We start from the raw sequence: 12,840 nt of genomic DNA, 5'->3' as shown, positions 1-12,840 counted from the left end.
TGACCAAGCTGGCCGACCAGAACCTCAACACCGACATGCGCACGAAGTACAACAACGACTTCACCGCGCTGAAGACCGAGGTCCAGAATTACATCGCGAACGCCAAGTTCAACGGCATGAACCTGTTGAGCGGCGGCAAGACCAACATCTCGGTGATCGCGAGCACGGACGGCACGCAGTACACGGTGGGCGGCGGCGGCGTGTCACTGTCCACGGCCATCGTGTCGGCCTTCACCTCGGTGGGCAGCGCGGCCTCGGCCGTGGTGCTGCTGACCGGCGCCTTTGCCACCGCCGAGCAGAAGACCGGCACCGTGCTGAACACGCTGGGCGCCGACTCCCGCCGCCTGGACGCGCAGATCAAGTTCAACGAGACCATGCAGGACTCGCTGACCACCAGCCTGGGTGCCATCGTGGACGCCGACCTGGCCAAGGAAAGCGCCGCCCTGCAGTCCCAGCAGATCAAGCAGCAGCTGGGCGCGCAGACCCTCGGCATCGCCAACCAGGCGCCGCAGATCCTGGCCAGCCTGTTCCGTTAAGGGCGTCCGTCCAAGTCAGCGTCGGCACCAACGGGCCGGAACCGGAGCGCGCCAGCGCTCACGGCCGGCCCGTGGCCGTCGACGGTGCCGGAGCCGACGCCGGGGCGGCCGGGGGTGGGGCGTTCATGCCGCGGTAGCCGGCGGGGCCGGCGTCCATCACCACAAGCGCCGACCAGACGGCGGCGGCGATCATGCCGGCCGCCATCAATCCCAGGAAGGCGAACCACAGGCGGAACGACCACGGCATGCGGCGGCGTGGCGGGGTGGTCATCATCGGCTCCTCGGTTGTGGTCGGCGGAATGCCGCCAGCCTAGCGGCCGGCGGCCCGATCCACAACGCGTCCCGGCCGCGTCAGTCCTTCGACTCGTCGCCGGCCGATCCCATCGCCTTGAACAGCTCGTAGATGCGGCGGCGCACCGGCTCGTTCTGGATGCGGTAATAGGCGCGCACCAGCTCCAGCGTCTCGCGGCGGGTCATCACGCCGGTCGACTCGCTGTCGCTGGCGGTGCTGGTGGCGCCGGGATGGCCGCGGTCCGCCAGGATCTCCTGCGGCATGTCGTCGAAGAAGAACGACACCGGCACGTCCAGCACCTGACCGAACTGCCACAGGCGGGACGCCGACACCCGGTTGCCGCCCTTCTCGTACTTCTGGATCTGCTGGAACGTCAGTCCGACGGAGTCCGCGAGCGCCGTCTGGCTCATGCCCATCAGGGTGCGCCGCAGCCGGATTCGCGAGCCGACGTGCACATCGACCGCGTTCGGGCCGCCCTCGTCGTCGTTGTTCTTCGAGCCGGTGGGCAGCTGCGTCTTTTGCTTGACCATGGGTGCCTGTCGATCGTTTGCCACAAGAGGGACGGGAACATACTGACGTATGCTCGCCGGACGCGCGGGCAAAATCAATGGCTATGCTTAGGTCAGCTAAGGATTGGCTGCAACGGTCACAAGCGAAGGGCACCGTGCCGATGCCCCCGCTGTTGTGCCGGGTTGGTCGTCAGGCGTCGGCCGCTGGTGTGGAAGCCGTGGAATCCAGAGGCTTTTCGGCGGCATCGGGCTTCGCCCGGGGGCGTCCGCGCATCGAGTGCTTGTAGGTCACGTTCTCCGAAGGGCCGGGGGCGCATTGGGTGATGGTGCCGCCTTTGGACAGGTACGCCTCGGTCAGTGCTTCCAGGCTGGTGCGGTCGGTTGCTTTCGAGTCGGACTTCATGAGGTCTCCATTCGCCGCCGGATGCGCGGCTCTCCCGTGCGACCATAGCAGGCGCCGAAGGCGCCGGGCATGTCACAGATGGAATAGCACGAAACGGACAGGCCATTCCTCCGCCCTGCGGAAGAGAGAAGATGCTACTCCGGCTGCGCGCTCGAAACCAAGCCCGGCCGTGCGTTTATGTCGGGAGGTGACATGAGCGGCGGAGCGGGGAGGCATGCGGCGGCGGGTGATGCGCTGGGCAGCGGGCCCAGCGGTTTTCTGGGCGGTTTTCTGGGCGGCATTCTGGGTGGCTTTCTGGGCGGGGCTCGCGGCCGGCCCGGCGCGGGCGGCCGACTGCCTGCTGCTCGATGCGCCGGAGTTGGAGAAGGCCCGCACCGAAGGCCGCTGCCAGGACGTCTTCGCCCGCAGCGCCCCCGCGGCCAAGGAGGCCCCGGCCAAGCCGGCCAAGCCGGCGAAGGCGCCGCGCCGCACGAAGGCCAAGACGAAGGCCCAGCCGTCGCTCGCGACGACGCTCGAGCAGCTCTTCAACCGGGTCACGACGGAGCCGCCGGTGACCGTGCGGCGGCGGGGCGGTGTCGACCACCTCTCCTACGGGCGCACCGAGCCCAACCCGGTGGAGCGCTGACCTTGATCAGGGCTTGCCGCCGGGCGGGGCGCCGTCGGCCGACTCCAGCAGTTGCACGCCGCAGGCGGTCAGGATCTTCAGCGCCAGTTCGAGGGCGTCGTTGCGGTTCAGCAGGAACTCGCGGCCGGTGATGTCGATGCCGATGGTGTCCGGGTCCTCCGGAAAGGTCCGGATCCGGGTCTTGGATGGAGGCGTTCCGGTTGGGGGCATCGGACCGTCGGGGTGGTTGAGGGGCGGCGCTGTCCGTTTAAACTATAGTAGGGGTGCCGGCGGCGCCTCTCAATCGGCCATCCGGCCGAAGGCGCCGGCCCCTATTTTGAACAGACGGCGGCGCCCCGGCCTCGGCGGGCCCGAAGCAGCGCGGCCGCTCCGCGTCGCCCGGCGCCGCGGCCGGCGGCGCGGGGTTGCGGGCGCAGTCGCCGCGGTGGCGGCAGCGGGAGCTGCGGCAGTCCGGTCCGGCCATCCGCCGCTCCCGCCGGTTCTCAGTGGCTCATCAGCACGGGCACCGTCATGTGCTCGAGCATGTAGCGCGTCATGCCGCCCAGCACCCGTTCGCGCAGGCGCGACCGGCCGTAGGCGCCCATCACCACCAGGTCGCACGACTCGTCGGCGACGGTGTTGAGCATGGTGTCGCCCGGCTCCACCGCGTCGGTGGTGACGTGCGTCGCCTGCACGCGGCCGTGCCGCGACAGGTGCCTGGCGATGTCCGCCCCCGGCTCGTCGCCGAGGCCGAGCTGGCCCGGCTTCGGGTTCACCGCCAGGACCAGCACCTTCTGCGCCGTGGCGATCAGCGGCAGCGCGTCGCCGACGGCGCGGGCCGCCTCGCGGCTGGCGTTCCAGCCGACCAGCACGCGCTCGCCCACCGTCGGGAAGGTGCCGGCGTAGGGCACCACCAGCAGCGGCCGGCCGCAGTCGAACACCAGGTCCTGCGGGTGCAGCAGGGGCAGGTCGTGGTCGTGCTTGGGATCGATCTGGCCGACCACCACGAGGTCGGCGTAGCGGCCGTGCACCGCCACCAGCTCGCCCGGCAGGCCGCGCAGCGCCCGCCATTCCGAGCGGTCGGTCAGCCCGAAGCGGCGCATGCGGCTGTCGAACAGCGTCCCCGCCTTGGCCGCCAGCTCGTTCGCGAGGTCGCGCTGGGCGGCGCGCACCGCCTCGGGGATCTGCGCGTCGAGGAAGTTCGGGATGAGCGGCCCGGTGATCACGTAGAGGCCGGTCACGTGAGCGTCGTGCTTCACCGCCAGCTGTGCGGCCACATCGATTCGCGCGGCCGCCGCCGGCGTGTCGTCGACCACAACCAGCAGATCCTTGAATGCCATGATCGTCCCCCTGTCGTCTCCCCACCGGCGCGCGGCGCGCCGTTCCCGGTTGCCGGGACCGCTGGCAGGGCCGCACGCGTTTCGTATGACTATAAATCAGGTGCGCGCGCGAAAGCGACGGCGGCAAAAGCGGCCCGGCCGCGCGCCGGGCGCAGGGCCGGCCATGGACGGCGGTGCACGCGCCCGGCTGGGACTGGATCGAAGAAGCAACCGAAACGTGCCGAAGTCGAAGCGGGGCCGCACCGGCCGAGGTGCATACCCGAGTATAATTGTGCGGGCCGTCGGCGTTATTGGCGGGTTTGGTTTTGACGTGCACGCGAGGTTTCGCGTAATTGTTGGTTATTCACCCATCCATTGGTTCCATGTCTCCCTTGCCCATGATGCCGGACCCCAACCTCGCCGCACTGGCCGCTTCTTTGACCGGAAGTGACGACGGCGTGCCCGCGCCCGACATCCTGCTGCAGGTGATGGAGGCGATGCCGGTGATGGTCGGCCTGTTCGACACGCACCGGCGCCACGTCTATGCCAACCCGGCCTACCGCGCCTTCATGGGCAGCGAGATGGCCGACCTCAGCGGCCGCACCATCGCCGAGGTGCTGGGCGACGACCATTTCCGCCTGACCCAGGCGATGGCCGACCGCGCGCTGCGCGGCGAGGTGGTGCAGACCGAAGGCTGGATGCCGCACCCGAACGGCGGCCAGCACTACGTGATCCGCCTGCACGCGCCGCAGCGCCGGCCGGACGGCTCGGTCGCCGGCTACTTCGCGCTGCTCTATGACATCACCGAGCGGCGCAAGACGCAGGACGACCTGTTCCGCCTCGCCTACTACGACCCGGTGAGCGGGCTGGCGAACCGGTTGCTGCTCCTGAAGCACATGGGCGACTACCAGGCGGTGGGCGAGCCGTTCACGCTGGTGATCGTCGATATCGACCGCTTCGTCGAGATCCGCACCAGCCTGGGCCAGGCTTTCGCCAACGAGTTGCTGATCGACCTCGCCAACCGGCTGGGCCGCGACGGCGGGCCGGTGGACCTGCTGGCCCGCGTCAGCGACCACGCCTTCGCGCTGCTGGTCGCCGGCGAGTGCGATCCCCCCGCGGTCGAGCGCAAGATCGAGCGCGTCGCCGCCGTGGTGCGCGCCGCGCGCTCCTCCTCGGGCGCCGCGGTGTTCCTGTCGGCCAGCATCGGCGTGGCGACCTGGAGCGAGGCGCACGAGCGCGCCGAGGACGTGCTGCGCGACGCCGAGATCGCCACGGGGCGCGTGCGCGAGCAGGGCGGGGCGCGGCATGCCTGGTTCGACCCGGCGATGCACGCCCGCGTGGTCGAGCAGGTCCGCCTGGAGCACGACCTGCGCCGCGCCATGGAACGCGGCGACGAGCTGTGGGTCGCCTACCAGCCGATCATCGACATGGTCACCGGCGGCCTGGCCGGCTTCGAGGCGCTGATGCGCTGGAGCCATCCGGAGCGCGGCTCGATCCCGCCGGGCGTGTTCATCCCGATCGCCGAGAGCACCGGGCTGATCGTGCGCCTGGGCGAATGGGTGCTGCGCGAGGCGTGCCGGCAGGTCGCCGACTGGCAGGAGAAGCGGGTGCCGGGCTCGGCGCCGCTGTTCATGAGCGTCAACCTCTCCACCCGCCAGCTGCGCGAGCCGGACTTCGCCGACCGCGTGCGCACCGTCGTGCGCGAGACCGCGGTGGAGCCCTCGTGGATCAAGCTGGAGCTGACCGAGAGCGCCGTCATGGAGAAGGCGGAGCAGTCGATCCGCCTGCTGGAGACGCTGCGCGGCCTGGGCATCAAGCTGTCGATCGACGACTTCGGCACCGGCTATTCGTCGCTGAGCTACCTGCACAAGCTGCCCATCGACAGCCTGAAGGTGGACCGCTCCTTCGTCTCCGCCATGCACCAGAGCGAGGAGAACCGGGCCATCGTCCGCATCATCGTGGATCTGGCGCGGCTGCTGGGGTTCGACGTGATCGCCGAGGGCATCGAGACGACCGCCGACGCCAACCTGCTGCGGGCGCTGGCCTGCGACTACGGCCAGGGCTACCACTTCGCCAAGCCGCTCCCGGCGCGCGAGGCCGAGCCGCTGGTGGAAGGCAACCTGCCCTGGCGGCAGGAGTTGTAGGCCCCTGGCCCCTCCCCGCGCGGGGGAGGGGTTTTGCGCCGTCGCTACGCCCGCACCTTGGCGATGAAGCCGTCCACCTCGTGCCGCAGCGTCACCGACTGCTGCTGCAGCGCGCGCGATTCGGACAGCACCTGCTCGGCGGCCTTGCCGGCCTCGCCGGCGGCCTGGCTGACCCCGGCGATGTTGGTGGCGACCTCCTGCGTGCCGCGGGCGGCCTGCTCGACGTTGCGGGCGATCTCGTTGGTGGCGGACTGCTGCTGCTCCACCGCCGAGGCGATCGTCGTCGCGGTGCGGCTGATCTCGCCGATGGTCGCCAGGATGTCGTGAATGGCGCCCACCGCCTCCTGGGTGGCGCCCTGGACGCCACCGATCTGCGCGGCGATCTCCTCGGTCGCCTTGGCGGTCTGGGTGGCGAGGTGCTTGACCTCCGACGCCACCACGGCGAAGCCCTTGCCCATCTCGCCGGCGCGCGCCGCCTCGATGGTGGCGTTCAAGGCCAGCAGGTTGGTCTGGCCGGCGATGTCGTTGATGAGGCTGACCACTTCGCCGATCTTCTGCGCCGCCTGATCGAGTCCGCCGACGATCGTGTTGGTCCGTTCCGCCTGTCCGACGGCGCGGCTGGCGACGTCGCTGGACTGGCTGACCTGCCGGGCGATCTCGACGATCGAGGACGACAGCTCCTCCGCCGCCGAGGCCACCGTCTGCACGTTGGCCGAGGCCTCCTCCGCGGCGGCGGCGGCGGCGGCCGACTGGCGGGTCGCCTGCTCGGCGGCGGCCGACATGGCGGCGGCGGTGGAATTCATCTCGGCCGAGGCCGAGGAGACGCTGCCGACCACGGCGTCGACATGACTCTCGAAATCGTCCGCCAGCGCCAGCATCACCGTGCGGCGCTCCTCCTCGGCGCGGGCCTTCTGCGCCGTCTGCTCGGCGCGCATCCGGTCGGCCTCCCCAAGGCTGTTCTTGAAGACCTGGAGCGCGGCGGCGAGCTGGCCGACCTCGTCGCCACGGCCGATGCCCGGCACGGCGACGCCGAGGTCGCCGCCGGCCACCCGCGACATGGCCGAGGCCATCGCGGTCAGCGGCCGCGTGACGCCGAGCACCACCAGCGCGACGGCCAGCCCGCCCGCCAGCAGGATGCCCGCGGCCGACAGCACGATCTGCTGGGTGCGGCTGGAGGCGACGACCTTGTCGATGGCCGCGTCCTCCTTTTCGTACATGGCGTTGCTGCGGTCCTCCTCGGCGCGAAGCTGCGTGCGGATCTCCTCGATGGCCGAGGCGCCCTCGAACGCGGTCTTCGTCGCGCCATCGAGGTCGCCGGCGCGCGCCTGCCGCGCCACCGTGCGGTGGACGTCGCCGTAACGCTGCACCAGGGCGCGCGCCGTGGCGATGTTGCGGCGCCCGTCCTCGGTCAGGCCGGTCGCCTCCAGCTTGTCCAGACGGACGAGGAAGCGCTTCAACTCGTCGTCGGCGCCGTTCTCGAACGCCGTGCGCTGCGCCGGCGTCAGCTCCAGCGGCAGGAATTCCACGTTGCGCGCGTAGGCCAGCAGGTTGGCGGTCGCCCGGTTGGCGTGCTGGATGCGGGAAACCGAGGCGCCCTGCAGGGTGATGGCGTCGTGCACGCGTTCCATGGCGACCAGCGCCATCGCGACGAGCCCGACGGCGACGGTGGCCAGCATGGCGATGGAAATCAGCAACTTCGGAGCGAGCGTCAGGCGGGAGATGACTGTCATGCGTCCATCCTCAGTATGACGGAGCCCTCATTCTGTGTGAGGGTATCCGGCTTACAGAGGGAACTGCAGCCTTACCAACTCGTTAAGAAATCGGCCTTCGCCAAAAATTAGTACGATACCGAACTAATTGGCGCATTCTTGCGCGTTCTGGATTCAATAGAACGACTCGCAACCCTCGGCTGCGTAGACGGCCTGCACGCTGGGCCGCGCCTGGATGCGCGCCAGATAGGGGCCGAGGTGCGGCAGGTCGCGCGCCTTGCGCGGCATGTGGCGGGTCCAGCGCGCCACCATGAACAGGTAGGCGTCGGCCGCCGTGAAGTGGTGGCCCACCAGGAACTCGCGCCCCTCCAACTCATTGTCGAGCAGGCCGAACTGGCCCATCAGGCGGTCGACCGCCATGGCCTTGACGCGCTCCGCCACCTCGGCCGGGGCGAAGCGCTCGGGGTAGAAGTACAGCATCATGTCGGCCTGCACCGTGTTGGTCAGGTAGACGAGCCACTGGGTGAAGCGCGCCCGCTCCGGCGTGCCGGCCGGCGGGGCGAGCCGGGCGTGCCGGTGGGTGTCCACCAGGTGCAGGCAGATCGCCGCCGACTCGAAGATCACCAGGTCGCCGTCCACCAGCGTCGGCACCCGGCCGTTCGGGTTGAGCCTGAGGTATTCCGGCGACTGGTGTTCGCCGCGCGTCTTGTCGAGGACGACCAGCTCGAACGGCGCGCCGATCTCGCGCAGCAGGATGTGCGGCGCCATGGCGGCGCTGCTGGGGATCAGGTAGAGCGTGGGCATGGCCGGGCCTCTCGGATGCGGAGATCGCCATTGGAGCCCGGCCCCCCGTCCGGCGCAAGGCCGTGATGCGGGTGTGGCATCCCTCGCCGGGGGTGTTTAAGATCTCGAACGCTCGGGGACGAACCCCGAAGTCCAATGGGAGGCTCCATGACCACCGGCACCACCGCCATCGGCAACTCGGCCGCCAGCCGCGACAAGGCGCACTTTCTGCACCCGTACACCAACCTGAAGGTCCACGAGACCACCGGGCCGCTGATCGTCGAGCGCGGCAAGGGCGTGTACGTCTATGACGACTCCGGCAAGGAGTACATCGAGGGGCTGGCCAGCCTGTGGTGCGTGTCGCTGGGCTTCGACAACGAGCGTCTGGTCGAGGCGGCGGCGCGGCAGATGCGCAAGCTGCCGACCTACCACGTCTTCGGGCACAAGTCGCACGACCCCGGCATCGACCTCGCCGAGGCGCTGATCGCCCGGGCGCCGGTGCCGATGTCCAAGGTGTTCTTCGCCAACTCGGGCTCCGAGGCGAACGACACGGCGATCAAGCTGATCTGGTACTACAACAACGCGCTGGGCCGGCCGGAGAAGAAGAAGATCCTGTCGCGCAACAAGGCCTACCACGGCGTGACGGTGGCGACCGCCAGCCTGACCGGCCTGCCGAACAACCACCGCGACTTCGACCTGCCGATCGCCCGCATCCTGCACGCCGACTGCCCGCACCATTACCGCTTCGCGGAAGCGGGCGAGAGCGAGGAGGCGTTCGCCACCCGCCTGGCCGAGAGCCTGGAGGCCTTCATCCTGGCCGAGGGGCCGGACACCATCGCCGCCATGTTCGCCGAGCCGATCATGGGTGCCGGCGGCGTCATCGTGCCGCCGGCCACCTACTTCCAGAAGATCCAGCCGGTGTTGAAGAAATACGACATCCTGCTGGTCGCCGACGAGGTGATCTGCGGCTTCATGCGCACCGGCAACTACTGGGGCACGCAGACCTTCGGCATGCAGCCGGACATCCTGACCTGCGCCAAGGCGCTGTCGTCGGGCTACCTGCCGATCTCGGCGGTGATGGTGTCGGAGGCGGTCTACCAGGCCTGCGTCGTGGAGAGCGAGAAGATCGGCACCTTCGGCCACGGCTACACCTACTCCGCCCACCCGGTGTCGGCGGCGGTGGCGCTGGAGACGCTGGCGATCTACGACGAGCAGGACGTGCTGGGTCACGTCCGCTCGGTGGCGCCGGTGTTCCAGCGCCGGCTGCATGCGCTGTCGGACCACCCGCTGGTCGGCGAGACGCGCGGCACCGGCCTGATCGGCGCGCTGGAGCTGGTGGCCGACAAGGCGACCAAGCTGCCGTTCGAGCCGGTCGGCATGGCCGGCGCCCGGGTCAACGGGCTGTGCCAGGAGAACGGCCTGATCTCCCGCGCCATGGGCGACAGCCTGGCGCTCTGCCCGCCGCTGATCATCACCGAGGCGGAGGTCGGCGCCATGTTTGACCGCCTGGAGAAGGCGCTGGACGCCGCGGTGCCGGTGCTGAAGGGGTAGGGGGTGGACGCGGACCCAAAGCGCGACGCCATCCGGGTCGGCGTGGCCGACGCGGATGCGGGGCGTGTGGTTCCGCATGAGGTGGTGCGCCGCTGGCTGCTCGATCTGGCGGCCGGACGGCGCACGCCGCGCCCGCAATGCAGGAATGTGCCGACGCGGACCTGACGCTTTTTTCATTCGTCATGGCCGGGCCCGGACCCGGCCTCCACGCTCGGCGCTTGGCGACGTCTGCGTGGATGCCCGTGTCAAGCACGGGCATGACGGTCTTGGAAGAGTGTCCTTGTCCTGGAATTCCGAGTGCCGCTCCAGGCCTCGCGCGCCCATGATGCTCCGTTCCCCGGACGGTTGATTTCGGTCAATGCCGGGTAGCGTCCGGGAAACAATGATGCCATCCTACATACGGCGCACATCGTTTGGACGATCGCCGTTGGTGGCACCGACGCCCCGGCACTGTGAACGGATCCCGCGAGATGGACTACGAGAGCTTCTTCAAGAGCCAGATCGAGACTCTCAAGCAGGAGGGCCGCTACCGCGTGTTCGCCGACCTGGCGCGGCACGCCGGCACGTTCCCCCGGGCGACCTATCGCGACTCCGCCGGCCGGGAGCGCACCATCACCGTCTGGTGCTCCAACGACTACCTCGGCATGGGCCAGAACCCGGTGGTGCTGGAGGCCATGCACAAGGCGCTCGACGAGGTCGGCGCCGGCGCCGGCGGCACCCGCAACATCTCCGGCACCAACCACTACCACGTGCTGCTGGAGCGCGAGCTGGCCGACCTGCACGGCAAGGAGGGCGCGCTGCTCTTCACCTCGGGCTACGTGTCGAACGACGCGGCGCTGGGCACGCTGGGCAAGCTGCTGCCGAACTGCATCATCTATTCCGACGCGCTGAACCACAACTCGATGATCACCGGCATCCGCAACTCGGGCGCCGAGCGGCACGTCTTCCGCCACAACGACCCCGAGCACCTCGACGAGCTGATGAGCGCCGCCGACCCGCGCCGGCCGAAGCTGGTGGCGTTCGAGAGCGTCTATTCCATGGACGGCGACATCGCCCCGATCCACGCCATCGTCGATGTCGCCCAGAAGCACGGCGCGCTGACCTACATCGACGAGGTGCACGCGGTGGGCATGTACGGCCCGCGCGGCGCCGGCGTGGCGGAGCGCGACGGCGCCATGCAGCGCATCGACATCATCGAGGGCACGCTGGGCAAGGCGTTCGGCGTGCAGGGCGGCTACATCACCGGCTCGGCGGCGCTGATCGACTGCGTGCGCTCCTTCGCGCACGGCTTCATCTTCTCGACCTCGCTGGCCCCGGTGCTGGCGGCCGGCGCGCTCGCCTCGATCCGCCACCTGAAGTCCAGCCAGGCCGAGCGCACCCGCCACCAGGAGCGCGCCGCCACCCTGAAGCGCCTGTTCGCCGAGGCCGGCCTGCCGGTGATGGACAGCGTCAGCCACATCGTGCCGGTCATGGTGGGCGACGCCAAGCGCTGCAAGCGGGCGTCGGACCTGCTGATGGAGCGCCACAACATCTACGTCCAGCCGATCAACTACCCGACCGTGCCGCGCGGTGCCGAGCGGCTGCGCTTCACGCCGACGCCGCTGCACGACGACGCCATGATGGCGCACCTCGTCGCCTCGCTGCGCGACGTGTGGGACGAGCTGGAGCTGAAGCTGGCGGCCTGAACGACGGCCGTTCTCTGAACCGCAAAGGGCCCGGAGGCGATCCTCCGGGCCCTTTCGCGTTCCTACCGCTGCGGCTGGCCGGACGAGCCGGAGCTGCCCGGCGGCGGGGTGCGCCCGCCGGGGGCGACGCTGTACGAGTCGTCGGGGCCGACCGGCCGCTCGGCGGTGGCCGGGCGGCGGCGCTTGTCGCCCGTGTCCTCGCCCATGCTGCCGGCGCCGACGCCGGTCTTGGAACTGGTGGCGGCGGTGTCGCCCTTGCGTGCGGTCGGCGTCGTGCCGTCGGCCGGCGCCGCCGTGTTCGGGTCGGCCGGGCGCGCCAGCGCGTCGCCGGCCGGCCGGCCGTGCTGGTCGCCGATGCTGGTGGTGTCGCCGCGCCCGATGGTGCGGCCACTGGACACGTGCTCATCGGCTTTCGGGCGCTGGTCGTTGGGAAGCTGCGGGCGGGGCTGCGGCTGCGCCTTCCGCGCCTGTCCCTGCTGGTGCTGCTGATCCGGCTGCTGCGCGAGCGCGGTGCCGACGATGCCCAGAAGCAGGGCTGCGGCGAGCGGTGCGAGCTTGGTCACGGTCGTCTCCTCGTCTCCTCGGTGCCTCTTCCGGCAACAGGTCCGGCGCCCGGCCGTTCCGGACGGCACGGGGCGCGGTGACAAAGGGCCGGCTCCCGCTTGACCCCTGGACTTGCGAGGCGATCGCGATTAGCTTAGGCGAGTGGGCGACCCTTCGTCGCCCGCCGACGACCCGTGGAGGCCGCCATGTACCGCGACAATTCGCTGATGCCGAAGGAAGCCGTCCGGCTTGCCGTGCTCGGCACGCTCATCCAGGGCGGGGCGATGCGCTATGCGGACTTGGCCGGCTCGATCCGCCACTTCCTCGACCGCATCGTCGGCCCGTCGCTCGACCTCATGGGCACGTCGCTGGAGATGCTGCGCTACGAGGGCCTGATCGAGGCGCTGGACGGCACCGGCATGGAGGACAACGCGCTGCTCGGCCCCACCGCGGTCGGCCGGGCGGAGTTCGACACGCTGATGCGCGCCAACGTGCGCACGCCTTCGGCCGACGGGCTGAACAAGCTGGTGATCAGCCTGAAGCTGCGCTTCCTGCACCTGCTGGACGCCGAGTCGCAGCGCGAGCAGATCGACAACCTCGTCTCCATGCACGAGATGGAGCTGGCGCGCCTGGGCGACCTGAAGCGCCGCCACGCCGGCGACGACGGCTATCTGCCGGCGTTCCTCGACCACGACATCGCCGTCGCCGAGGCGCGGCTGGCGTGGTTCAACGACCTGCTGGCGCGCGTCTGAGCACTCCTTT

General features: G+C 70.0%; 14 protein-coding genes. 6 read left to right on the top strand and 8 right to left on the bottom strand.

All coding sequences use genetic code 11. The features are described 5' to 3' along the window. Nucleotides 1-536, top strand: a 536-nt coding sequence (locus TSO221_RS06940; RefSeq protein ID WP_282187734.1) for a flagellin, incomplete at its 5' end; no start/stop codon positions are given. Between the two features lie 58 nt (nucleotides 537-594). On the opposite strand, the gene TSO221_RS06935 is transcribed toward TSO221_RS06940, so the two are convergent. The 3 genes from TSO221_RS06935 to TSO221_RS06925 form a co-directional block, all read right to left on the bottom strand. Beyond that, nucleotides 595-807, bottom strand: a complete 213-nt coding sequence (locus tag TSO221_RS06935) for a hypothetical protein (protein ID WP_146208729.1) — start codon at nucleotides 805-807, stop codon at nucleotides 595-597. Between the two features lie 80 nt (nucleotides 808-887). Further along, nucleotides 888-1,358 carry a helix-turn-helix domain-containing protein gene (locus TSO221_RS06930; protein WP_109117748.1) on the bottom strand — a complete coding sequence of 157 codons (471 nt, stop codon included), beginning with the start codon at nucleotides 1,356-1,358 and terminating at the stop codon, nucleotides 888-890. A 169-nt stretch (nucleotides 1,359-1,527) separates the two neighbouring features. Beyond that, nucleotides 1,528-1,740, bottom strand: a complete 213-nt coding sequence (locus tag TSO221_RS06925; protein ID WP_109117747.1) for a hypothetical protein — start codon at nucleotides 1,738-1,740, stop codon at nucleotides 1,528-1,530. Between the two features lie 286 nt (nucleotides 1,741-2,026). On the opposite strand from TSO221_RS06925, the gene TSO221_RS06920 reads away from it, so the two are divergent. After that, nucleotides 2,027-2,365, top strand: a complete 339-nt coding sequence (locus TSO221_RS06920; RefSeq protein ID WP_146208728.1) for a hypothetical protein — start codon at nucleotides 2,027-2,029, stop codon at nucleotides 2,363-2,365. Nucleotides 2,366-2,371: 6 nt separating this feature from the next. On the opposite strand, the gene TSO221_RS06915 is transcribed toward TSO221_RS06920, so the two are convergent. Both TSO221_RS06915 and TSO221_RS06910 read right to left on the bottom strand, forming a co-directional pair. Then, nucleotides 2,372-2,575 (bottom strand): hypothetical protein, encoded by a 204-nt coding sequence (locus tag TSO221_RS06915; RefSeq protein ID WP_109117745.1) that lies wholly within the window; start codon nucleotides 2,573-2,575, stop codon nucleotides 2,372-2,374. Nucleotides 2,576-2,847: 272 nt separating this feature from the next. Continuing rightward, entirely contained in the window at nucleotides 2,848-3,684 is an 837-nt protein-coding gene (locus TSO221_RS06910; RefSeq protein WP_109117744.1) for a universal stress protein, read from the bottom strand. 437 nt (nucleotides 3,685-4,121) lie between these two features. Here TSO221_RS06910 and TSO221_RS06905 point away from each other — a divergent pair, with 437 nt between their 5' ends. Next, entirely contained in the window at nucleotides 4,122-5,807 is a 1,686-nt protein-coding gene (locus tag TSO221_RS06905; RefSeq protein WP_247877942.1) for a GGDEF domain-containing phosphodiesterase, read from the top strand. 44 nt (nucleotides 5,808-5,851) lie between these two features. Here the strand turns inward: TSO221_RS06905 and TSO221_RS06900 are convergent, their stop codons facing one another. Next, complete coding sequence (locus TSO221_RS06900) at nucleotides 5,852-7,537, bottom strand: methyl-accepting chemotaxis protein (protein WP_109117742.1); 1,686 nt, start codon at nucleotides 7,535-7,537, stop codon at nucleotides 5,852-5,854. A gap of 153 nt (nucleotides 7,538-7,690) precedes the next feature. Beyond that, nucleotides 7,691-8,320, bottom strand: coding sequence for a glutathione S-transferase N-terminal domain-containing protein (locus TSO221_RS06895; RefSeq protein WP_109117741.1), 630 nt, complete (start codon nucleotides 8,318-8,320; stop codon nucleotides 7,691-7,693). 147 nt (nucleotides 8,321-8,467) lie between these two features. Here TSO221_RS06895 and TSO221_RS06890 point away from each other — a divergent pair, with 147 nt between their 5' ends. Together TSO221_RS06890 and hemA are read left to right on the top strand one after the other, a co-directional pair. Then, entirely contained in the window at nucleotides 8,468-9,850 is a 1,383-nt protein-coding gene (locus TSO221_RS06890) for an aspartate aminotransferase family protein (RefSeq protein ID WP_109117740.1), read from the top strand. Nucleotides 9,851-10,320: 470 nt separating this feature from the next. Then, a complete protein-coding gene (gene hemA / locus TSO221_RS06880; RefSeq protein WP_109117739.1) occupies nucleotides 10,321-11,535 on the top strand; it encodes a 5-aminolevulinate synthase in 1,215 nt (404 codons plus the stop codon). Nucleotides 11,536-11,597: 62 nt separating this feature from the next. Here hemA and TSO221_RS06875 read toward each other — a convergent pair whose 3' ends face one another. Next, on the bottom strand, nucleotides 11,598-12,098 hold the full coding sequence (locus TSO221_RS06875; protein ID WP_109117738.1) for a hypothetical protein: 501 nt from the start codon (nucleotides 12,096-12,098) through the stop codon (nucleotides 11,598-11,600). Nucleotides 12,099-12,284: 186 nt separating this feature from the next. Between TSO221_RS06875 and TSO221_RS06870 the strand changes: the two genes are divergently transcribed. After that, complete coding sequence (locus TSO221_RS06870) at nucleotides 12,285-12,830, top strand: hypothetical protein (RefSeq protein WP_109117737.1); 546 nt, start codon at nucleotides 12,285-12,287, stop codon at nucleotides 12,828-12,830. Nucleotides 12,831-12,840: the final 10 nt, after the last annotated feature.

This window comes from Azospirillum sp. TSO22-1, assembly GCF_003116015.1.
GTDB lineage: Bacteria > Pseudomonadota > Alphaproteobacteria > Azospirillales > Azospirillaceae > Azospirillum.
Note: the sequence above shows the minus strand (reverse complement) of the source record. Positions and strands in the feature narration are given on the sequence as shown.